Here is a 20934-nt window from a genome sequence, read left to right on the forward strand (position 1 = left end):
TCACGCTGAATTGGAGGGCACCCAGTTGGCAATGGCATGCCGAAGCTCATAAGGAAGCCGATAGCACTCCTCTGAGCTCGGGAAGGCACCTTTGCGGATATCGGCAGCCCAGCGCGACAGCGCCTCCTGAAACAGCTGGAATCCATCTGTATAGGCACGAACAAATTTGGGGTGATGGCCCTCGGTCAACCCCAAGACATCGTGGAACACGAGCACTTGGCCCGAGCAATCGGGTCCTGCTCCGATCCCGATTGTTGGTATCGTGAGAAATTCGGTCGCTCGCGCCGCGAGCTCGGCAGGAATTCCCTCCAGGACCAGGGCGAAACAGCCGGCTTCCTGCAGACGGTGGGCGTCATCGAGCAGCCGCAAGGCTGTATCCGTTGTCCTTCCCTGTACCTTGAATCCACCCATGACGTTGACGCTCTGGGGAGTCAGCCCCAGATGTCCCATCACAGGAATTTCGCAATCGACCAAAGCGCGTACCATCTCGACGCGTTTGGCACCGCCCTCGAGTTTCACAGCATCGGCGCCACGCTGCAGAAAACCGCCAGCATTGCGAATCGTATCCTCAGAACCGAGATGAAAGCTAAGAAAGGGCATGTCCGCCACAAGCAGGGCATGAGGCCTGGTGCGCGCAACGGCCTCCAGGTGATGATTCATCATGGCCACGCTGACGGGCAGCGTGTTGTCGAATCCCAGGCAGACGTTTCCAACGCTATCGCCAACCAGAATGATATCGACAATGGGATCCGCGATGCGCGCCGCAACCGCATCGTAGGCGGTGGTCATCACGACACGACGTCCTTCATCCTTCCACTGCTGTAGTGCCGGAATCGTGACACGCTCTAGAGGCTGCGCTGAACTGTGGCTCATATCGTATCCGCTCCCACACACCGTCAGCAGCTTCCTAGAGAAGGCAGGAGAAACCTGTCAATGGCATGGATGATGGAGACCTCAGCTCTCTGGAGAACGATGCAAAAAAGTCCATTGGTCGCGCAACCATGAGCCAAAACCTTCCTCATCGCGACTTCACCACCCGAGATCGTCTCCCGTACGGTTTCAGCGACTATGCCGGCCGCCGCCTCGATCGGGGAGAGGCGCTCGCGACGGGCCACCATCTGCACGCGTTGCTTGGCTGATTGCAGTGTCTGCAAATGACGGCTCGACCGGACCCGAGCTGCAGATGCATCGTCTTATGGGGCACATCTCCCTGTCCGCCAACCTAGGGATGCTCGTGAGGCTCCTGCTTCGGCACCGGCGCACCGAGCAAAGCAAACGGATGCCAGGCCAGGAATGTCCAAAGGTCACAGGCCGCTGTAAGCGCAGCGAGAATGGCGGTCGAGTAGATGTCGTCGCGAAGGCGCTCGGACTGAGCCAGCCTGGCGGCCCTGTAGGTCCTGAAGTCGATTATTTTTGCCGATGTTTCTGTCACTTGATTTTCCACGCGCTCTAGAGGGCGAACCGGACTCGCAACAAGTCTGACCAGAGCGGTACCGGCACAGCTCGGTCTATTCCTAAGCCGCCCGCAACCATCGAAGCCATTTCTGATCGGCCTCCCGCCGCGCCTTGAAGCGGTTGACGCATTTCTTGGAGCAAAGGGCCGTTCGCCAGCAGTAATGGCGGATCAGCCCAAACTTGCCGCCACATATCGCACAGCATGTGGCTGAATGGTCGAGTGAATGACGGAAGCCAATGTGCATTCTCGCCTCCTGTTAGGCATTTACGTGGGAAGCCCCCTGACCTCTCACCGCAGCACCACGCACGGCTCCAACGCTGCGGCCGCCCGGCGGTCCAATTTAAACAACCATCAAGAGCCTTGGCTCTGATATGCGGCTGCCTTGCGAAGCAGGACTTTGCGCAGAATACCTCGACGAGACTTTTTTCAAGATAGTGGATTTCCCTATCGGGATTAACGCAATTCTCTCGGCATTTTAGCTAAAGGCTGCGTCTTTTCTATCTACTCCGCAGCATTACTGCGGCGGTTGGATCAAGAGCGCTTAAAGCAAGTGCTTAAAGCAGGTCAGCGCGCTAGCCGCGGGGTGCTGCATCCTCCTTGAACTATCAAATGGCAGCGATACGGACAGTTTCGCAGATCCTGCACTGCACACGATTGCCAAGTCTGATGCATCTCACATCAGCAAGTCGGCAGCCTCACGGATGGCAGCATAGATTTCATCAAGATCGGCCGTCGTAACGCAGTAAGGCGGCATCACGTAGATCGTGTTACCGAGCGGGCGTAACAGCAGATTCCGTGCTTGGAAGTAACCCAAAAGCTTCGGACCGATGTTCGCCAGATAGCCGACATCGCTCGTATTGAGTTCGAGCGCTGTGACTGTTCCTGTCCGCCTAACGTTTGCAAACCGTGAATCGGCGCGGAATGGGGCGAGTGCCTTTTCTTGCATCCCGGCCAAGGACGCCACGCGGCGGCGATATTCCTGATCCTGCCATAAGTCCAGATTAGCCTTGGCTGCGGCGCAGGCCACTGGATTTGCCGTATATGAGCTCGAATGAAAAAACGTGCGCGTACGATCTTGGGAATAATGCGCATCGAAAATATCGGCACGACAGAGTGTGACGGCGAGCGGCAGCGCCCCCGCCGTGAGGCCTTTCGAATAGCAGGCAATATCGGGCGTGACATCGGCCTGCTCACACGCAAACAAGCTACCTGTCCGGCCCCAGCCCGTCATGACCTCGTCCGCAATGAACAGGACGTCGAAGGCTTCGCAGATCCGCTTCATCTCTCTTAGCACCGACGGAGAATACATCAGCATTCCACCGGCACCCAATATCAGAGGTTCCACGATAAAGGCTGCGGGACGTTCGTTTCGACACGCGTTTTCCAGCGCATCCAGCGTTATTTGCTCGCGATCTCTTGCCGGGAACGGAATCGAGGTGACCTCGAACATCAGCGCGCCGTAGGCTGAGTTGAAGACGCCTCGGCTACCTACCGACATCGCCCCGATCGTGTCGCCATGGTACGAGTGCTCCATCACCACAATTTGGGTTCGCTGTCTTCCGGTATTGTGCCAGTAGCCGAGCGCCATTTTTAGGGCGACTTCGACGCTGGTTGAGCCGCTATCGGAGAAGAACACATGCTCAAGCGCTGGGCAGGTGACCTTCAATAGTTCCGTCGCAACTTGCTCAGCCGGGTCGTGAGTGTATCCGGCGAAGATAACCTGGTTGAGCTTGTCTGCCTGTTCTCGGATGGCGTTCACGATCCATGGATGGCAATGGCCGTGGGTGACGACCCACCAGGAGGAGATTGCATCGATAAGGCGTCGGCCATCTACGGTGTAGAGATAAGCCCCCTCTGCCCGCAGCACCTTCGTCATGTCCGGCTGCAGAGCATGCTGCGTGAACGGGTGCCAGATCCGCGACCTCTTGGTTATCTTCATAGATTCAGTAAATCACTGCCAACGAAGGATCCTTTGAAAGCGGCCTGCAGACTTTCGTTCGTGAGGGGAACAAGCCACGGGAGCCGTCCCAACCAACGCACTCTCCCGATCTCGCAAACCGCGCTTTCAGTTTCGGCGTTTCTTTCCCCAATGAAAGCAATTCCAAGGATTCGGATCTGACGCTTCCGCAGAGACTCTATTGAGAGCAAGGAGTGATTGATTGTGCCCAGTCCCGTCCTTGCGCAAAGCACGACAGGAAGCTGCCAGCGCTCGAAGATGTCGATGTAAAGAGTGCGCGCTGTCAGCGGCACCATGAGTCCGCCGGCACCCTCGATCACGAGTTGCCGCTCGCCGCTGTCCGGGAGTCCAAGCGTCTCTGTGTCTATGCGAACGCCGTCGATCTCCGCGGAGTAATGGGGCGACGCAGGCGTCCGAAGTCGATAGAGCTCCGGGACAATCCGATCGGACGAGAGGCCGCCGAGGCGGCGGACGCACTCGGAGTCGGTCTCTTGTTCGAGACCAGCCTGGACCGGCTTCCAGTAATTCGCGCCGAGAAGGCCGGCGAGCCCTGCGGAAAATATCGTTTTGCCGACCCCGGTGTCCGTACCAGTCACGACGATCCGCTTATTTATCAAAACGCCCCCCTCGTCACCTCAACAAGCGCATCGAGCATTGCGCGCACATCCGCTTCGCGAACATTGAGTGTCAACGAAATTCGCAAGCGGGCGGTGCCTGTTGGGACGGTTGGCGGCCGAATTCCGCGGATGTCGAAGCCGCGCGCCTGCAGAGCAGAGGCAAGTCGCATTGCCTGAGCATTGTCACCGATGATGTACGGCACGATCTGAGAGGTCGACGGCGTGTGCAAACCAAGGGAGGTGATCCGCCGATGCGCGAACGCAACAAGTTTGGCAAGCCGTTGCTGCCGCTCCGGCTCTTTCTGCAGGATAAGGAGTGCCTCTCGAACGGCAACAGCCATCAAAGGTGATGGGGCGGTGGCAAAAATGAACGGACGGCAGCGGTTGACCATGAAATCGCGCAGGATGCCGGAGGCCGTAACAAGGGCACCCGCGGCACCAAGCGCCTTGCCGCAGGTATGAACGACGATGAGATTGTCGCGCCTGCCATAAGGGGCCGTGAGCCCTCGCCCCTGATGCCCGTAAGCACCTGTGGCATGAGCCTCATCCACGATCAGAAATGCGTCATGGCGATCGGCGATTGCCACCAGCTCTTCGAGCGGAGCGAAGTCGCCATCCATACTGTAGAGGCTTTCGGCCACAATCCAGACGCGGCCCGCTCCACCTTTGGCTCGCCAGTCGCGAATCGCGTCTTCAAGTGACTGGGGATCATTGTGCGCGTGAATTCGGCAATCTGCGCGGCTGGCTCGCGCCCCCTCGTGAATACTGGCGTGCACGAGCGAGTCGAGAACGAGCAGATCGCCGCGCTGCGGCAGCGTCGTCAGGAGGGCAAAATTTGCTATATAGCCGCCTCCAAAGAAAAGCGCCGCCTCCGCGCCAAAGAACTGAGCCGCTTCCGTTTCGAGCCGTTCATGCTCCTCGCAATTGCCGCGCAGAAGCCGCGACCCACCGGCTCCGACCGGAGTGCCCGCCTCTAGCGCGGCGACCATCGCCTTTTTGATGCGCGGCGCGCTCCCGAGCGCCAGATAGTCGTTTGATGCGAAATCGATCCCCGCGCGCGGCTTGAGACAGCGCAGCCGTTTGTCTTCGTTCAAGGCATTCAACGCTGCGACGTAGGGACTAAGTCTAGCTGCTTGGATTGACCGCATTCATCGTTCCCAGGATCGCAAAACGCAAATGGTCCGGTGGGCCATTGAAGAAGGAAGGATGGCCGTTGAGGCTCAACCGGCCAGGACGCGATTATCTCGGTCCACACGCACAATGCGTGGCTTGAATATCTTTGCTTCGGCCTCGTCGAATGAGGCATATGCAACGATAATGATCTTATCTCCGGGCATCGCCAGTCGGGCGGCCGCACCGTTCAAGCTTATCGTGCCAGACCTCGGCGGCGCCTCGATCACGTAGGTGGCAAAGCGCATTCCAGTTTCGACATTGTAGATCTCGACGCGCTCGTTGATCACCATTCCTGCTGCCTCCAGGAGCGTACGATCTATCGAGATCGATCCTTCATAGTGCAGATCAGCTTCGGTCACTGAGGCGCGATGGATTTTGCCCTTCATTAAGGTTATCTGCATTTCTCACCTAGGCTGGATGTAGGGGTAACAGATTACGCGCACTGGTTCCCTCCGGCGAGCCCGGACGTGATGCCGAGCCGGGCCAGCAGATCTGCATCGCGATTAACTTTCGGGTTTTGGGTGGTCAAGAGCACGTCGCCGATGAAGATTGAATTTGCGCCGGCCAAGAAGCAAAGCGCCTGCAATTCATCGGTCATGTATTGCCGCCCGGCGGACAAGCGAACGACACTACCCGACATCATGATCCGCGCGGTCGCCACCAGCCGGACCAGCGCGATCGGATCGGGAGGCTCCGCGGCGTCTTCCACCGGCACGCCGTCGATCCTGTTCCATAGGTTGATCGGCACGCTTTCGGGATGACTGGGGAGATTGGCGAGCAGCACGAGCATACCTAAGCGGTCCTCGACGTGCTCGCCCATCCCTATAATCCCGCCGCAGCAGATCTTGATGCCGGCGTCGCGCACATGCGCCAGCGTATCGATGCGGTCCTGCAGGATGCGAGTCGTGATGATCTTGCTGTAAAACTCGGGTGATGTGTCGACATTGTGATTGTAGAAATCAAGGCCGGCCTCGGCGAGGCGAGCGGCCTGGTTCGGTGTCAGCATGCCGAGCGTGACGCACGTTTCCATGCCAAGTCCCTTGACCGCATTGACCATGTCGCAAACGGAATCGAGATCGCGATCTTTTGGAGTGCGCCAGGCCGCAGCCATGCAGAAGCGCGTCGCGCCCGCATCCTTTGCGCGCCGCGCGGTCGTAACCACATCGGCGCAATTCATCAGTCGGGTGGCTTTCAGGCCGGTCTCGTAATGCGCGCTTTGCGAGCAGTAGCCGCAGTCTTCCGGACAGCCCCCGGTCTTGATGCTGAGCAGGCTCGCAGTTTCGAGGTGGTTTGGATCGAAGTTCTCGCGATGAGCGCGCTGCGCCTGAAGCATCAGGTCGGCAAAAGGAAGGGCGTAGAGCGCCTTAGCCTCTTCGACGCTCCAATGATTACGAACCTGCGCCCGGTCGCCGGTTTCCTTCCCTTGGACTTGCGCAGCAGCATCCATAAGCCCATCCCGCTCAATTGTAGATAATCGCGTGAATTATCTATGGTCATCGCTCTCGAAGAGATGCTAATCGAGCTGCCTCGCAAATGCACCGGTTATTGCGGTAGATAATCTATGATCACTGGCGACAACATGACGACGGTGGCGCGCATCGCGGACTCAATCGCTGAGCGCATTATCAGCGGCGCCCTAGAGCCAGGCGCGCCACTCCGACAGGATCACGTCGCACGAGAATTCAATTCCAGCCACGTCCCGGTGCGCGAGGCCTTTCGGCAGCTGCAGGCACAACATCTTGTTGTCGCTGTGCCGCGTCGCGGTGTTCGGGTTGCCCCGCTCGATACCCGGTCAGTGAAGGAGATCGCCGAAATGCGCGCCGCGCTGGAAGTGGTGGCATTGCGCCATTCGGGCCCAAGGCTCACAACAGCTCATTTGGCTCGGATCGAGCTCGCCTTGACCGAAGGAGACAATGCAAAGACGATCGAGGAGTTTGAGATGGCCAACCGCGCTTTTCACCAAGCCTTGGTCGCGCCTTGCGGAATGCCGCGTCTGCTCGCGAGCCTCGATGGACTGCAGCTTGCCAATTCACGATTGGTGTTCGCGATGGCGCGATCGGTGGGCTGGCGACCGCGCTCCAATCAAGATCACCGCCTGATTCTGCAAGCCTTGCGAACGCGCAACGTCGATCAAGCCTGTAACCTGCTGACGCGGCACATTCAGACCATTGAGCGCCTTGCCTTTCCGGCGTCCTGAGCACCCTGGCAGGATCAGCTTGCGGATTGCCGGCGATGCGAGCGACGATCATGCTGGAAGTGACTCGCCTCATTGCAACGGGCTCTATTCGCAGATAGTTATGCCGCCCGCTAGCGACATCTTCACGGACAGCCATGATTCGTCACATCGTCTTCTTCAGCGCCAAGGACGAGGCCTATATCGACCAGATCCTCGAAGGTCTTTCACTTCTGACAACGATACCACATGCCAGCCGGCTTGAGGTTGCCCGCAACCGCAAGGCCGATCAACTCGGCAACGATATCGACATCGTGGTCTACGGTGAGTTCGACAGCGAGGCGGAGCTCGCAGCGTACAAAGCGCACGATCTTTACCAGGAGTCGATTAAACGCGTCCGACCGCTCCGCGAGCTGCGGTTCGCGGCCGACTACGATGTATCTGCACCTTCCGCCTGCCCGGCAGGATGAGCCAGCCGGTGCCGGCAGCAAAAGTCTACCGCCGCGTAAACTTGGCAATGGACCAAGCTTTCGGCCCATCGCAGACGGGGCGTCATTCTCATCGGGTTGGGGGCAACAGATGAACGACACTTCCTCGACGTCAGGCTCCGGTGACCGATAACACCATGTACGTTCGCGAATTGCAGTGGATTGAACCTGTCACGGCGATGCAATGTCTCGCGCATCGGTCGCATCTTGCGTTTCTCGATAGCGCAGCAAGGCACGAGTTGCTCGGGCGTTACTCATATCTAACGTGCGACCCGTTCAGCACCTATACGGTCGCGAACGGCCAAGGCAGTTGGAACGGACTGACTCTCGAGGCCGATCCATGGAAGGTCCTTCGCACGCTACTCGCGAAGTACCCGCAAGAGCATCGTCCGGATCTCCCGCCGTTCCAGGGAGGAGCGGCGGGCTACCTTGGCTACGACATGAACAGGACATTGGAGCGACTGTCTGCGCCGGCAATTGCCGGTCTGGGTTTGCCCCAATCCATCCTGCATTTTTATGATGTGGTCATCAGCTTCGATCACCGGGATAACAAATGCTGGATTGTCTCGACCGGAAGGCCGGAGCAGGATCGCGCGCGACGGAGCGAGCGCGCGCGTCGTCGAGCCGACGAGTTTGCAGCATTGCTTGCCCGTCCAAAGGCGCCACAGAACGGTTGTGCCGGCAAAGTGCGCGCATGGCGCTCGAACTTCAGCCGCGAGGGCTACATTGCCGCGGTGCAGCGCGTGATCGACTTGATCCTGGCCGGTGACGTTTTCCAGACGAATATTGCGCAGCGTTTCAGCACCCGCCTGCCGACCTCGTTTGATCCGATCGCCTTCTATTGCCAGCTGCGATCATTGAATCCGGCGCCTTTTGCGGCCCTGCTGCGATGGGGAAAGCTGACCATCGCATCAAGTTCGCCCGAACGATTTCTGAAGCTTGAGGGGCGACAAGTCGAGACACGACCCATCAAGGGCACAATCGCGCGTTCGCCTGATTCTAAGGAAGACCACCGCCGTGCGGCTGTTCTCCTCGCTTCCGAAAAGGATCATGCCGAGAACACGATGATTGTCGACCTTTTGCGAAACGATCTGTCACGCGTTTGCACTGCGCATTCGGTCGAGGTTCCGGCCCTGTGCAATCTCGAGTCCTATGCCTCGGTGCACCATCTCGTGTCGATCGTTATGGGGGAACTTGCCGGAGAGGAAGACGCCGTTAGCCTGCTCCGTGCTTGCTTTCCGGGCGGCTCCATTACGGGAGCGCCAAAGCTGCGGTCGATGGAAATTATTACAGAAATCGAGCGCATAGCGCGAGAGGTCTATTGCGGGGCGATCGGCTTCATCGGCTTCAACGGGCACATGGACACAAGTATTGCGATCCGCACTGTCACGATCGACGGCGACCTGGCTGTGTTTCATGCAGGCAGCGGTATAACGGCCCTGTCGGAGCCCGAGGCCGAATACGAGGAAGTGCTCGCCAAGGCAGAGCGAATCTTTGATGCATTTGGTTCTGAACCAGCTGGTGCATTTTGATTGTGATCATCGATAATTACGATTCCTTCGTGTTCAACATTGCCCGCTATTTTCACAAGCTCGGTGAAGCCACGAAAGTGATCCGAAACGACGCTATCAGCATCAGCGAGCTCGTTGGTCTCAAGCCGCGCGCGGTGGTGATATCGCCCGGCCCCTGCACCCCAACAGAGGCAGGAATATCGATAGCAGTGGTCCGCGAACTTTCAGGGCGCGTGCCAATTCTTGGCATCTGCCTTGGACATCAGTGCATTGCGAGCGTTTTCGGAGGACGGGTGGCGCGTGCGTATCGACCCATGCACGGTCGGCCCTCATACGTTGCGCATGACGGCCGAGGGTTATTCAAGGGGCTGCCGACCCCGCTTGACGTCGGGCGCTACCATTCTCTTATCGTCGAGCTTGATCAGTCATGTGCGCAGAACTTCATAGTGACAGCGCGTTCGGAGGAAGGCGAGATCATGGCCATCACGCACGGCTATTATCCCACCTATGGGGTCCAGTTCCATCCCGAGTCGATACTTACCTCACAGGGGCACGTCCTGCTTATGAACTTCTTGCGACTGACAGAGGATTTCCGAAACCACGCGGAGCAATGAGAGGCTCCATCAAGATGGTGGACCGTTGGTTTCCGAAGTGGTTGGAAGGCGCAGCGTCAAATGGCAGGCATTTTGTGGAAATCAGCGCTGTTCCGTGCTCGGCTCCGCGGTCAGCGGCGCGCCTCCGACAGAAACCGGACCTTGCGGTTTCGAGGGCCGGACGTCTCTCTTGGCCGGCTTGGATGTGGTACGCACGGGTGGCGAAGTGGTAGAAGTAGCAGGAGAAGCAATATGCGCCGGATTCTGCAGCTCCTCGATTCTTTGGGCCAGGGCTGCGATCTGATCCGAGACCCGCTTTAGCTCGGCTTGCTGCGCATCGACGTTGCGATTGAGCTCGGCAATTTCATCGGCTGTCTTCTGCTGCCCTGATTGGATCCCTAAAAGGACGTCCCTATCCTCAGGTGACAAGCCAAGCGTGGGAGGCACGACTTCATGCGCCGGCGGCGCCTCCGCAAACGTTTCGATATTCGTCCAAAAATAGGCGCCTCCGGCGCAAAAAGCGAGCAATACGGCTAGAAGAGCAACGATCCACCGAAAGCCTTTCGACGGTCTCTGCAGGACCGGCGGCAACTCCGATGCTTGGGATTGATCCGGCACAGCCACACCCCGCTCTCATCATCTCGATCTGCTTTGGTTGTTCTCGTTGCCGCGATAGCAGAAGATGGTCAAGAGCTGCCGCGAGCCGCAACCCCCGCTGCATCGTTTTCAGCAATGTTGTCCCCAAAACCGGGGCTTCATCGCATCAGGGTTTGTACGAGCTGCGCATTGCGCCCCAGGTGGTGAGGTAAATAATGAGGGCCGGTAGAGGGGTTTACCCGTGAAGCACATTCATATCTGCTTGCTCTTGAGGGGGCCGCCTCACTCAAACGCTGTGCGCGTTGGGGATTTGCTGGGTGACGCCCCCAGCGCTCCTGTGCCTGATTGTTCGAGGGTCGATAGTTGTCGCGCCGAAGTTGACCTGGCGCAGAAATGCTGCGCAAGCCACGCAAAAAGCGCGTGATGCGAGCGCAATCATAAGACTAACTATATCGTTCGATGGAGAGGGACCTACGTTGTTAGTGGGCACTGCACGAAGCCCAGCCAGGAGATCAGATCCGCCGTTCAAAAAAGGCGGGCACGACATGCGAAAGCGAAGCGTTTCGAGGAAGCGGATCCCTACGGCTGCTTAAGCAGGTCATCTACAACCGCCGGGCCGCCATAAGTGGAAAACCATACCAGCGCACTCTGTCCGGCTGCGTACCGTCTTGCGTGACGTCTTGCAGGGATCCTAGCGCGCCAAAGGTCGACCGCGGGATCTAAATCAAAGCAAATGCGAGCAGGCTAGAGCAAAGCAGCGCAAGCCCAGCGGCTGTCAGCGCCAACAGGCTGCCGGACACAATGTCATGATCGCGCATGAACCGTCCTTCATGGGGAAGCAGCACGAGGGGGGCGGCTGCCTTCACGGTGAATAGCCGATCACCCGATTACTACTCAAATTCGCTGCACTATTCCTGCGGTCTGCGAGGGAAAATGCATCTTTTGAGCGCAAATGTCCCGCTGTTCGGTGGCTAACGGCGAGAACGAACGAGAATCAAATTTTGTGAAGTGTTGGTGGCCAATAGGCTGTGTGGGTGGGATGCCCCGTAAGGCCGCCCCTCTCCAGGGCACGGGATGTGAGCCGTTTCATAATTGCATATATCGTTTCGAGTAATCCTGGTTGCATGCGCGTTCTCCTAACTGGTAAAGCACCAACCCGCATATTCCGAAAAAGGCTGCTAAGAATTCTACGACGTGCAATGTCGCCGGCTCGAGGGTCCCTAGGGGGTCGTCGCATCGACAATTGTCCACTTTCATTGGAGGTATTAATGCCGTCCTCGCTTTGTGGCGTTCGAGCGCTCCAGGCAGAGGCTCTGCGACGTCGCGGGCTAGCAGAATTGGGGTCGCTGCCGCGGATGTCTCAGAGGCGGCGGATGGCAGCGCAAAAGTCGCGGCGGATGCAGGTGCCGCTGCAGAGAGCGAAACGATGGTCGAGGCCAGGAGCAAGATGAGTTTGCTCTTGCAAGCGACATATTTTGATTCATAGCCGTAGAACATTGCTCGTGCCAGACCCGATGTACTCTCAGCGCGCCGGTTCTTCTTGCATGCTTGAGCCAGCCGCGAGATGGTAGCAAAGATCGTTCCAGCTTTGGCACGGGCACTCATCAACATGCACCCACAGCCTGATTGATGCGATGCAAGTTGGATGAGGGCCGGGTAGTTGGCGGTGAGTTTGTCTTCGCGTGCCACGCGCCGGTATGCTCGACGTTGTTGAGGAAGCGCTCGACGGAATTCCGGTTCAAATAGAGATGCGGGCGAAGATTGATTGGATCTCAGCGATTGCAGCGCTGCGGAATGTTGGCCGATGCGCCTTCTTCCGGTCCGCATCATAACCTCGGCCGTCCAGGAGCATTGCTCCTGACTTTAGGTGATATACAAGTCTTTCGGCGAGTCATTCGCCTCACGCGAACTTGCTTGTGACCAAATCGTCGGCGTTACTTCATCATCGCTTCGACCTCTGCACGAAAAGCTTGGCGCGAGGTATCTCGTGAATGGAACATATGGCCGCCCGGATAGACTACAAGCTTGAGGCGCGGTGCCGAGGCAAACGGCGGCAACTGATCCAGCACGATCTGCGATGCGAAATAGGGGGTGACGAGGTCAAACAGGCCGTGTGCGACGAGCAATTTCATCTTCCGGTCCGTTGCCAGAATCTGGCGCAGCTGTGAAAGGGACTCTGGAGAGCCGCGACCGAAATCCCAAGCCCGCCCAACCGCGCCGTTGCGCAGCTCGTAAGACCCGTCCGGCCGCCAATTAAGCTTGCGCGTAAGCAGATCGACAGTGGCGCTGGTCAGAGGCGCCAATAGCGTATCGCTGGAGGGATCACCGGAAAGTGGGAAATCGGAGTCCGGATACGGATTGAGGCCACGCACCGAGGCGTCATAATTGCCAATTAACTTACCGTTTTTACGCTCGAGTTCACGGCGGAACTCCGGGAGGCCGAAGCGGCCCGCCAGCCTACGACTGACCTTCTGGTCGATGCCAGTCAGCGCTGCGGCCTTGTCGGCCAGGCGCGTGGTCGCTTCATTGTCCGCCTGGCCTTTCATGAGATCGACCAGAAACTCGCCGCGTGCATAGGCTTCCACGTCGGCAAGATCAGATCGCTTTACCGGACCCTCGGCTTCGCGCAGGGTCGCGACATAGCTTGGCAGGGTTGCGACGTATCGCAGCAGGCTCGTGCTGGTAAACTGACTGTAGTCGAACAGTGGCGAGACCATAATCAGTCCCTTGATGCCTATGCCCTGCTGCATCTGCAACTGCTGGACAACCTTTGGCCCGCGAATCCCGCCATAGCTTTCACCCACGATGTATTTCGGCGACAACAGCCGGTCATGCATTTCGAGCCAGCGGCGGACCACCAGCGCGAGCGCGTTGACGTCGCCGTCAACGGAATAGAGCTGCTTGCGCGCATCATCGCCGGTTCCGACGAAGCGGCTATAGCCGGTGCCTACGGGGTCAAGAAACACGAGATCGGTGAAATCGAGCCAAGTTTCCGCGTTTGGCCGCGCCTCCGGAAAGGTCGATGGCGTGACCTCGTCCGCATTGATCGGCAACCGCCACGGTCCGGCATTACCGAGGTGCAGCCAGGCCGATGATGAGCCCGGTCCGCCATTGAAGAAGAATGTTACGGGGCGCGAGCCGCGGTCGGCTCCGTCAAGCTGATAGGCAGTATAGGCGATGTCGGCCTGGGGCTCGCCCTTGTCGTCGAATAGGCGGATGGAGCCGGCGGTCGCGACGAAAGAAAGCGTCCGCCCGGGGAGCTCAAGCGTTTGCGCGGTGCTGGAGTCCGGCGGCAGGCGATGCTGCTCGGCCGGCGATCGCATACTCGGCGTTTGCCCAGCGCCAGCCTTCTGGCCGGGCGACGTAGTGACCTGAACAGGCGCCGAATCGGCGGCTAGAGCGCTCTCCATTCCCCCGCAGGCAAACAGGATCAGCGCAAGAGAGGTGTGGCGCAGCGCGGTCAAATGCATCGAGTTTCTCCTGTCCCGGCGTGCACCCTGTGCGCGGAACCCATCTGTCAAAGCAATTCTGATCGCTAACTCATTTGGGGGTACAACAAACCTACTAGAGCCAGTAGTCGTCATCATCACCGCGTGCGCGCACAAAGGGGGAATTCCCTCCGTGCATACAAATCTAACCGGGTGGACCCCCAACTCGCCGACGAGCATGCGGTGTTATCGATGCGTGCTTCTGCCGGCTCAAGGAGGTTTCAGCGCGTTACAACCGGCTACGACAAGCTTGCGAGAAATCTCCTGGCCGTCGTTTACCTTGTCGCCATCGTCAGAGTGAGTATTGGATCCTTGGCCCTACTCCTAATCCTCCTCGCGGCTTTTACGATAATGTTGGCGGCACGTGACCAGCACCAAAATGGCTTCGTGCCACGCCCGACGGCATCCATGCCCCCGGTTGACGTGCGGTAACACAAGCACCTGCCTATGTCCTCTCGACTTGACGCACTTCATCAATATTGGGCAATCACTCAGACCCATACTTGCGATCTGCACCGCAGCTGTAGGCAACACATCTTCCGCCCTAGCGTAAGCGTCGTTTTCAGGCCACGGCTTTGAGGGCTTGAGCTCGGTAGGCCCAAGGCAGTAGCTGGTCGATGTCGCGGTTTGGATGTCCGTTGACGATCCTGGTCAGGACATCGGTGAGATAGGCGAGCGGATCAAGGTCGTTGATCTTGCAGGTCTCGACTAGGGACGCGACGACAGCCCAGTGTTCGGCACCGCCGTCGGATCCAGCAAATAGCGAGTTCTTGCGACTGAGCTTGATGCCACGGATCGATCGTTCGACCGTGTTGTTGTCGAGCTCGATGCGGCCGTCATCGATGAAGCGCGTTAAACCTTGCCAGCGCGAGAGGGCGTAGCGGATGGCCTCGGCGAGCTTGATCTTCTGGCTGATGAGAGCCAGCTTGGCGCGCAGCCATACCTCGAAGGCATCGGCCAGTGGTCGGCTCTTCTGCTGCCGCACCAGGCGGCGCTCCTCCGCGCTGCGGCCGCGGATCTCCTTCTCGATCGCATAGAATGCGGCGATGTGCTTCAGCGCCTCGCTTGCAATTGGCGCGGGGCCGGCGGTCGCGAGTTCGTAGAAGTTGCGCCGCATGTGCACCCAGCAGAATGCAAGCTCGACCTCGCCGCGGTCGGCAAGCTTTGGGTAGGCGATGTAGCCATCGACCTGCAGGACGCCCTTGAAGCCGGCAAGATGGCTGAACAGCCGCTCGGCTTTGCGGTCGGGGGCATAGACATAGGCGATGCCGGGTGGATCGAGGCCGCCCCAGGGCCTATCGTCGGCGGCATAAGCCCAGAGCTGGCCGGTCTTGGTGCGCCCTCGACCGGGATCGAGCACCGGCACCGTCGTCTCGTCGGCGAACAGCTTGGACCTCGCGCGAAGCACAGTGAGAAGGCGCTCATGCAGCGGGCGCAGATGGAAGGCCGCATGTCCCACCCAGTCTGCCAGCGTCGACCGGTCGAGATAGATGCCCTGGCGGGCGTAGATCTGGGCCTGCCGGTAGAGCGGCAGATGATCGGCATATTTGGACACCAGAACCTGGGCGACGGTGGCCTCCGTCGGCAGTCCGCCCTCGATCAACCGGGCCGGAGCCTCGGCCTGCAGGACGCCATCTTCGCAGGCTCTGCAGGCGTATTTGGGACGTCGGGTGACGACAACGCGGAACTGCGCCGGCACCATGTCCAGTCGCTCGCTCTTGTCTTCACCGATCCGATGCAGTTCGCCCTGGCAGCAGGGGCAGGTCTTGTCGTCGATGTCGACGACGACCTCGATCCGCGGCAGATGCGCCGGCAGTGCTCCACGATTGACGCGGCGCTTGCGTGCGCGCTCCGCCCGGCCTTCCGGAGCTGTCTCGTCCTGGCTGGCTTCCGTACAGGCCGCAACCTGTTGGACGTCCTCGAGACCGAGCAGCATCTGCTCCTCGGGAAGCGACTCGGCCTTCCGGCCAAAGCGATGACGCTGCAGCTCCTTGATGATCTGGCGCAGCCGCTCGCTCTCGTGCCGCTCTGCAAGCAGCATCGCCTTCAGCGTCTCAGGATCATCGGGAAGGTTATCGCTCACAGGCAAATCAGAGCATATTCGCGCCCGCCTGACGACGTGCTCGATGCCCCTGATTCACTTCGCCGCAGCGCGGCCCACAATTATCCGGCTTGCGTCGGGACGACCGTCTCCCGTGCCGCGTGCACGCCGCCAATCAAGCCCTTCGAGCAGCGCCGACAATTCCGCCGCCGACAAACGCATCACGCCATCCTCGATCTTCGGCCAGCGGAAGACGCCTTCCTCGAGCCGCTTGGCGAACAGGCATAAACCCGTACCGTCCCAGAAGATCAGCTTGATCCGGTCCGCGCGCTTGGCTCGGAACACATAAACAGCACCCGAGAACGGATCCGCCTTCATGTGCTCGCGTACCAACATGGCAAGCCCCTCCATTCCCTTGCGAAAGTCGACCGGCTTGGTTGCCACCATTACCCGGACAGTTCCGGACGGGCCGATCACCGGCTTGCCTTCAACGCATGGACGATGGCCGCAATCATCGCCACGTCCGCGCCTCGGCCGGCCCGGATCGTGACGCCTTCGGCTTCGATCTCGATGCCCCCGACATCGCAACGGCGAGCCCGGGCATCCGGCTTGGCCGTGCGTCGCGCTCCCTTGCGCTCATGGCCAACCGCCTCGGCTGGCACCATGGCGTCTGCCACCGCCGGTACAAACGGCGGATCGTCAGCCATCGCCGTGGGCAGCCGGCGGGCTTGCCGGCGCCAGGTGAACACTTGTTGTGGGGTCAGTCCGTGTCGCCGGGCAATCTCGGAAACGACCGCGCCTGGTACCAGCGTCTCCTCGACGATCCGCGCCTTGTCGTCCTTCGAGAACCAACGACGGCGTCCCGTCTCCGTGATCACTTCCAGCCGGCGCGCCGTCACGTCCGACTTAAACGTATGGTCAAGCATAGACACAAGCCGATCCCTTCAAAGAGATCGTGAAACTCGCCTATCCGATGTGCCCCGAGAAGGTGGGAGCGGAACGACGCTTACGCCCTAGCGTGGGGACAGCTACGTCATTCTGTCATCGCGGAACTGGCGTAGCGGCACTTAAGTCCGGCAGCTCAAGCTCAAGGAGCCGATCGGCACATTTCGCTGGCCGCCATCTCAAACTGGGTGGGCGACTATAAATCAACGCCGGAAGGAAAGGACACCTATCGCCGGCATTTCGTCGATATCGACATCGAGCGGCCGACATATGACGTCGCTCTTGGTTGCAAGGTTGAACACAACCAGGGAACCTGCATCCTCGAAGGTCTTCCGGCGGCGATTGCGATCCTCAAAGACAATTCACGCCCTGAGGAAGACAGGTTGCGTGCGCTGAGGCTCGTTGTCCATCTGGCTGGGGACCTGGAGCAGCCGTTCACGCAAGCGAACACAACGGCGATCAATGCGGTAACAAACTTTATGTCATCTTGCACGCGAAGCGACCCGACGGCACGTGATGTACGCGCGCGCCGACATTCCACAGCATGTGGGAGGACCTCTCTGGTCGGTCACCAAGCGTATCGTGGGAGAGTTAAACTGATGCGCTGGATGCCGGTCCGCTGCCGACAGTCGAAGCCCAGCCCTATGATGAAGCACGAGTTGCTGCTTGCGCGAACGATAAGCACGCCCTGGGTATAAGAGCCTATCAGCTCCTGCCCGCAGGAACGCTGGACCACAACGATTCGGGCCACGCCGTAGGATCAGCAACGATTATGCCGTGGCCATCAAAGCGGACCTGGATCGCGAGGTGGTAAAGGAAGCCGCGCGTCTTAAGGCTATTCTGGAAGATGCACTCGGCAATTCCTAGACGAACTGCCAACCTTAGGTCGGCCGCAGAACACCTCCCACTAATTCTCGATAATCATGATTTAACAAGATCAGTGTTGGATGCTTTGTACACTCGAAGTCCGCACGATATCCGAGGACGGTTCTGCGCGATGAGGGTCGTGCGGCTTGAAGGCAATCGGCGCGCGAACCGCGTACTAAGCTAAGGTTGAAACTCATTAAATCCACCATACACCAGATCGCAGCATCCAGCAGATACTATTGAGGACGCGTCGGTCGTTTTACCCGAGGGTCTCCACGCGGCTTGTTTGGTAGCATAGACTCGATAGCTGCCCATTCGTAGCGTTAGTTCATGGCGCATGATTCGAAGCCCCAGTTTGGGAGCTTGAATCACGGGCGCCGGGCCAATCACAATGCTTTTGCCATGTCAGGCCGACTTGTCCTCACGACTGCCCTCAAGCTTATCTCGCAAGGCCGTGATCACGCGATGGACAATCCGTATATCCTTGACCGACAGCCCTTCTGAAAGATCGTTGATCCAAGGAGCCTGCAACTCCATTGCGGCTTCGAAGGCGCGCTGTCCATTCGTAGTGAGCACGACGAGCTGCGCCCGTCGGTGATGCGGGTTGACCTCAAAAGATACGAGGCCCTCTCTGTGCAGATCATTGATAATCCGCTGCACGTTTTGACGATTGCCGCCGAGGTCACGTGCGAGCCAAGCGACCGGTTGGGGACGTTCGGCGGACACAATGGCGCCAAGCACCTGCCAGCGTGCGCTTGTTAGGCCGAGCGGGGCGACCAGACGGTCGCCGGCCGTCAGAAATAGGCTGTCGAGCCTGAATAGATCGAGAACAAGGTCGGTCAGGGCGTCACCCTCCGGGGTTCGCTTGGCTCTATTCATTTGTCACCATTGTTTTGTATTGACATCATGATGTCAACGTGGTACGTGAACATAATACCAATTAGACATCACGTATCAAATAGCAATGGAGGTACTCATGTCGCTGCTACGCCCACTCGACCCTTCTTTCCCGATCGACCGCCAGATCGCTATTGAGGCAAATTCGGTCGTCCTGGTGAACCCATTCACACTCGACAAAGCCGATGAGGCGGCTTTTCTCAAGACCTGGCAGGACGACGCAGCGTTCATGAAGCGACAGCCGGGCTTCATTTCCACTCAGCTGCACAGAGCTCTCGGCGACAGCTCGACCTATCTGAACTACGCCGTCTGGGAATCCACCGCACACTTCCGCGCGGCCTTCACCCATCCTGACTTTCTAGCAAAAATCGCCAGCTATCCGGCCTCCGCGATAGCCTCCCCTCATCTGTTCCAGAAAGTTGCCGTGCGCGGCATCTGCGTTGCCTAGCCCTGCTCTTTTTAGGAAGGGAAGATACTCATGATCAAGTTGATCCATCCTGTCGCTGGTGCCTTGGCTATCGGAACGATCGGCACATTTTGGCTGTCGACGGTACTCAGCGAGCTGTTCGCGTCCCATGCCACAGTTGCAGCGGTTAAGAGCACCATACCGTGGGGTTTCTTGTTGCTGATTCCGACGCTCGCTGCGACCGGTGGTACAGGTGTCATCTTGGCAAAGGCGCGCCGGGCCGGACTGATCGGGGCCAAATTGAAGCGCATGCCATTCATTGCAGGAAACGGCATCGTGATTCTTATTCCGTCTGCGCTCTTCCTCGCGTCCAAGGCTCAGGCGGCAGAATTCGATGGCACGTTCTATGCTGTGCAGGTGATCGAGCTCGTCGCGGGCGCAACGAACATTACACTTCTTGCTCTCAACATGCGGGACGGTCTCAAAATGAAGGGATGGGTTGCGCCACAAACCCGCTTGACCAACTGAACCAGAACCGCGCGGACAACTGACCTGAGGCCCGGGTATTGTCGTGGCTTTATGAGTACGCGCCTAAAATGTTCTAGTTCTCCCGCCGGAGAACAGGCCGGGTGGTATCAGAATGCGTAGCCCGATCAGCAGTTTAGAACGTTCGACCCTTCAGTTTACCTTCGGCAGCATAACCCTGACCGTGGTAACACTGGCCTGCTTGTACCTTCACGCGCATTTCGCTGCGACGGCATTCGCGTATTTGTTAGTGATCTTGCTGTTTTCGCTGATGGGCAGTTTCATTGCGTCGTCGGCGCTTTGCATCGTAACCATCGCTGCTCTCGCTTACTACTTTGCGCCGCCGGCGTTCAGCCTGCGAATCGATGACCCCAAGATCTGCCGGTGGTAGTTGCATTCTTTATTGCCTCGATTGTGGGAGCGCACCTGGTCGGAAAGCTCCGCCAGGAAAGAGAGGCTGCGCGTGTCGTTGCGGCCAAGCTTCAGCGGAGTGCGGCCGATTTGGAGGATCGCGAAAAGCGGTGGCGCGCCATCTTCGAGCACAATCCCGCCATGTACTTCATGGTCGATGAAGCCGGCACTATCCTCAACGTCAATACGCTTGGCGCGACACAACTCGGTTATGCTCCTGCTGAACTGGTCGGTCGATCAGTGCTGGACGTATTTCTCGAGGAGGATCGCGCGTTCGTTCGCGAATGCGTTCGGACGTGCCTTGAGGATGTCGGACAGACGCGCACGTGGGACGTCCAGAAAGTCAGTAAGGGCGGATCGGTGTTGTGGGTACGTGAAAACGCCAAAGCCATGCTCTGGGGCGATGAGCAGCCCATTGTCCTTATCGCCTGCGAAGATATCACGGAGCGAAGGCGGACCGAACTCGCCCTGCAGCGGAGCGAAGCACATCTGGTCCAGGCGCAGGAGTTGAGTCACACAGGCAGCTTCAGCTGGAACGTCACTACCGGCGAGGCCTTCTGGTCAAAGGAAACATTTCGAATTTTCCAATTGGACCCTCAAACAGTGCTACCGGGGCCGCAGCTGATCGTTGAGCGCACGCATCCAGATGATAGGTCTTCGGTTAGAGAAATTATCGATCGCGCGATGCGAGACCCGAGCGATTTCGAGCATGAATACCGGCTTCTGCTACCGGACGGCTCGGTAAAGCACATCCATGCGCAGGCACGAGCGACGAGGACAGCCTCTGGT

The 20934-nt window shown here is 58.8% G+C and carries 20 protein-coding genes and 1 pseudogene; 9 read left to right on the forward strand and 12 right to left on the reverse strand.

The annotated features are described in order from the left end of the window. Positions 1 to 873: a 3-methyl-2-oxobutanoate hydroxymethyltransferase gene (gene panB, locus BM190_RS32715; RefSeq protein ID WP_092261756.1), complete on the reverse strand. Its 873-nt coding sequence runs from the start codon at positions 871 to 873 to the stop codon at positions 1 to 3. Between the two features lie 65 nt (positions 874 to 938). On the opposite strand from panB, the gene BM190_RS40780 reads away from it, so the two are divergent. Further along, positions 939 to 1139 (forward strand): hypothetical protein, encoded by a 201-nt coding sequence (locus BM190_RS40780; RefSeq protein WP_177237426.1) that lies wholly within the window; start codon positions 939 to 941, stop codon positions 1137 to 1139. Between the two features lie 990 nt (positions 1140 to 2129). Here the strand turns inward: BM190_RS40780 and BM190_RS32735 are convergent. The 5 genes from BM190_RS32735 to bioB form a co-directional block, all read right to left on the reverse strand. Further along, positions 2130 to 3395, reverse strand: a complete 1266-nt coding sequence (locus BM190_RS32735) for an adenosylmethionine--8-amino-7-oxononanoate transaminase (protein ID WP_092261734.1) — start codon at positions 3393 to 3395, stop codon at positions 2130 to 2132. Continuing rightward, positions 3392 to 4027, reverse strand: coding sequence for a dethiobiotin synthase (bioD, locus tag BM190_RS32740; protein ID WP_092261757.1), 636 nt, complete (start codon positions 4025 to 4027; stop codon positions 3392 to 3394). Before bioD ends, BM190_RS32735 begins: the two co-directional genes overlap by 4 nt. Then, positions 4027 to 5178: an 8-amino-7-oxononanoate synthase gene (locus tag BM190_RS32745; protein ID WP_092261735.1), complete on the reverse strand. Its 1152-nt coding sequence runs from the start codon at positions 5176 to 5178 to the stop codon at positions 4027 to 4029. The genes bioD and BM190_RS32745 overlap by 1 nt, the downstream gene beginning before the upstream one ends. Positions 5179 to 5250: 72 nt before the next feature. Further along, positions 5251 to 5604 (reverse strand): aspartate 1-decarboxylase, encoded by a 354-nt coding sequence (panD, locus tag BM190_RS32750; RefSeq protein WP_092261736.1) that lies wholly within the window; start codon positions 5602 to 5604, stop codon positions 5251 to 5253. A 32-nt stretch (positions 5605 to 5636) separates the two neighbouring features. Next, positions 5637 to 6650, reverse strand: a complete 1014-nt coding sequence (bioB, locus tag BM190_RS32755) for a biotin synthase BioB (protein ID WP_092261737.1) — start codon at positions 6648 to 6650, stop codon at positions 5637 to 5639. Between the two features lie 114 nt (positions 6651 to 6764). Here bioB and BM190_RS32760 point away from each other — a divergent pair, with 114 nt between their 5' ends. The 4 genes from BM190_RS32760 to BM190_RS32775 all read left to right on the forward strand — a co-directional run bounded on the left by BM190_RS32760 (position 6765) and on the right by BM190_RS32775 (position 9989). Beyond that, a complete protein-coding gene (locus BM190_RS32760) occupies positions 6765 to 7400 on the forward strand; it encodes a GntR family transcriptional regulator (protein WP_092261738.1) in 636 nt (211 codons plus the stop codon). Positions 7401 to 7534: 134 nt separating this feature from the next. After that, the gene (locus BM190_RS32765; protein ID WP_092261739.1) at positions 7535 to 7846 is read left to right on the forward strand and encodes a Dabb family protein; all 312 of its coding nucleotides are present in this window, start codon (positions 7535 to 7537) and stop codon (positions 7844 to 7846) included. A gap of 155 nt (positions 7847 to 8001) precedes the next feature. Beyond that, positions 8002 to 9396 carry an aminodeoxychorismate synthase component I gene (pabB, locus tag BM190_RS32770; protein ID WP_177237427.1) on the forward strand — a complete coding sequence of 465 codons (1395 nt, stop codon included), beginning with the start codon at positions 8002 to 8004 and terminating at the stop codon, positions 9394 to 9396. Then, positions 9393 to 9989 (forward strand): anthranilate synthase component II, encoded by a 597-nt coding sequence (locus tag BM190_RS32775; protein ID WP_177237428.1) that lies wholly within the window; start codon positions 9393 to 9395, stop codon positions 9987 to 9989. The genes pabB and BM190_RS32775 overlap by 4 nt, the downstream gene beginning before the upstream one ends. Before the next feature lie 81 nt (positions 9990 to 10070). Here the strand turns inward: BM190_RS32775 and BM190_RS32780 are convergent, their stop codons facing one another. The 5 genes from BM190_RS32780 to tnpA form a co-directional block, all read right to left on the reverse strand. After that, positions 10071 to 10592, reverse strand: coding sequence for a hypothetical protein (locus BM190_RS32780; RefSeq protein ID WP_177237429.1), 522 nt, complete (start codon positions 10590 to 10592; stop codon positions 10071 to 10073). 1907 nt (positions 10593 to 12499) lie between these two features. After that, complete coding sequence (locus tag BM190_RS32785) at positions 12500 to 14035, reverse strand: S10 family peptidase (protein WP_177237430.1); 1536 nt, start codon at positions 14033 to 14035, stop codon at positions 12500 to 12502. A gap of 580 nt (positions 14036 to 14615) precedes the next feature. Beyond that, positions 14616 to 16094: an IS66 family transposase gene (tnpC, locus tag BM190_RS32795; RefSeq protein WP_092261759.1), complete on the reverse strand. Its 1479-nt coding sequence runs from the start codon at positions 16092 to 16094 to the stop codon at positions 14616 to 14618. 96 nt (positions 16095 to 16190) lie between these two features. Next, complete coding sequence (gene tnpB, locus BM190_RS32800) at positions 16191 to 16571, reverse strand: IS66 family insertion sequence element accessory protein TnpB (protein WP_092261743.1); 381 nt, start codon at positions 16569 to 16571, stop codon at positions 16191 to 16193. Then, positions 16568 to 17020, reverse strand: a complete 453-nt coding sequence (gene tnpA, locus BM190_RS32805) for an IS66-like element accessory protein TnpA (protein ID WP_092261744.1) — start codon at positions 17018 to 17020, stop codon at positions 16568 to 16570. The genes tnpB and tnpA overlap by 4 nt, the downstream gene beginning before the upstream one ends. A 180-nt stretch (positions 17021 to 17200) precedes the next feature. Here tnpA and BM190_RS41970 point away from each other — a divergent pair, with 180 nt between their 5' ends. Next, positions 17201 to 17737, forward strand: a complete 537-nt coding sequence (locus BM190_RS41970) for a S1/P1 nuclease (protein ID WP_092261745.1) — start codon at positions 17201 to 17203, stop codon at positions 17735 to 17737. Positions 17738 to 18311: 574 nt separating this feature from the next. Here BM190_RS41970 and BM190_RS32815 read toward each other — a convergent pair. Then, positions 18312 to 18785 carry a MarR family winged helix-turn-helix transcriptional regulator gene (locus tag BM190_RS32815; RefSeq protein WP_092261746.1) on the reverse strand — a complete coding sequence of 158 codons (474 nt, stop codon included), beginning with the start codon at positions 18783 to 18785 and terminating at the stop codon, positions 18312 to 18314. 97 nt (positions 18786 to 18882) lie between these two features. Here BM190_RS32815 and BM190_RS32820 point away from each other — a divergent pair, with 97 nt between their 5' ends. From BM190_RS32820 to BM190_RS32830, 3 genes and pseudogenes are all read left to right on the forward strand, one after another. Beyond that, positions 18883 to 19251, forward strand: coding sequence for an antibiotic biosynthesis monooxygenase family protein (locus BM190_RS32820; protein WP_244550795.1), 369 nt, complete (start codon positions 18883 to 18885; stop codon positions 19249 to 19251). A gap of 30 nt (positions 19252 to 19281) precedes the next feature. Continuing rightward, entirely contained in the window at positions 19282 to 19737 is a 456-nt protein-coding gene (locus BM190_RS32825; RefSeq protein ID WP_092261748.1) for a hypothetical protein, read from the forward strand. A 112-nt stretch (positions 19738 to 19849) separates the two neighbouring features. Continuing rightward, positions 19850 to 20934, forward strand: a pseudogene (locus BM190_RS32830) (PAS domain S-box protein); the annotation flags it as partial.

It is taken from the genome of Bradyrhizobium sp. Rc3b, from assembly GCF_900114915.1.
Lineage (GTDB): Bacteria > Pseudomonadota > Alphaproteobacteria > Rhizobiales > Xanthobacteraceae > Bradyrhizobium.

What these genes read in the sequence shown, in the direction of transcription:
- panB (WP_092261756.1), bottom strand. Translation starts at nt 873, where the DNA reads ATGAGCCACAGTTCAGCGCAGCCTCTAGAGCGTGTCACGATTCCGGCA.
- BM190_RS40780 (WP_177237426.1), top strand. Translation starts at nt 939, where the DNA reads ATGGATGATGGAGACCTCAGCTCTCTGGAGAACGATGCAAAAAAGTCC.
- BM190_RS32735 (WP_092261734.1), bottom strand. Translation starts at nt 3,395, where the DNA reads ATGAAGATAACCAAGAGGTCGCGGATCTGGCACCCGTTCACGCAGCAT.
- BM190_RS32745 (WP_092261735.1), bottom strand. Translation starts at nt 5,178, where the DNA reads ATGCGGTCAATCCAAGCAGCTAGACTTAGTCCCTACGTCGCAGCGTTG.
- panD (WP_092261736.1), bottom strand. Translation starts at nt 5,604, where the DNA reads ATGCAGATAACCTTAATGAAGGGCAAAATCCATCGCGCCTCAGTGACC.
- bioB (WP_092261737.1), bottom strand. Translation starts at nt 6,650, where the DNA reads ATGGATGCTGCTGCGCAAGTCCAAGGGAAGGAAACCGGCGACCGGGCG.
- BM190_RS32760 (WP_092261738.1), top strand. Translation starts at nt 6,765, where the DNA reads ATGATCACTGGCGACAACATGACGACGGTGGCGCGCATCGCGGACTCA.
- BM190_RS32765 (WP_092261739.1), top strand. Translation starts at nt 7,535, where the DNA reads ATGATTCGTCACATCGTCTTCTTCAGCGCCAAGGACGAGGCCTATATC.
- pabB (WP_177237427.1), top strand. Translation starts at nt 8,002, where the DNA reads ATGTACGTTCGCGAATTGCAGTGGATTGAACCTGTCACGGCGATGCAA.
- BM190_RS32785 (WP_177237430.1), bottom strand. Translation starts at nt 14,035, where the DNA reads ATGCATTTGACCGCGCTGCGCCACACCTCTCTTGCGCTGATCCTGTTT.
- tnpC (WP_092261759.1), bottom strand. Translation starts at nt 16,094, where the DNA reads ATGCTGCTTGCAGAGCGGCACGAGAGCGAGCGGCTGCGCCAGATCATC.
- tnpA (WP_092261744.1), bottom strand. Translation starts at nt 17,020, where the DNA reads ATGCTTGACCATACGTTTAAGTCGGACGTGACGGCGCGCCGGCTGGAA.
- BM190_RS32815 (WP_092261746.1), bottom strand. Translation starts at nt 18,785, where the DNA reads ATGAATAGAGCCAAGCGAACCCCGGAGGGTGACGCCCTGACCGACCTT.
- BM190_RS32820 (WP_244550795.1), top strand. Translation starts at nt 18,883, where the DNA reads ATGTCGCTGCTACGCCCACTCGACCCTTCTTTCCCGATCGACCGCCAG.
- BM190_RS32825 (WP_092261748.1), top strand. Translation starts at nt 19,282, where the DNA reads ATGATCAAGTTGATCCATCCTGTCGCTGGTGCCTTGGCTATCGGAACG.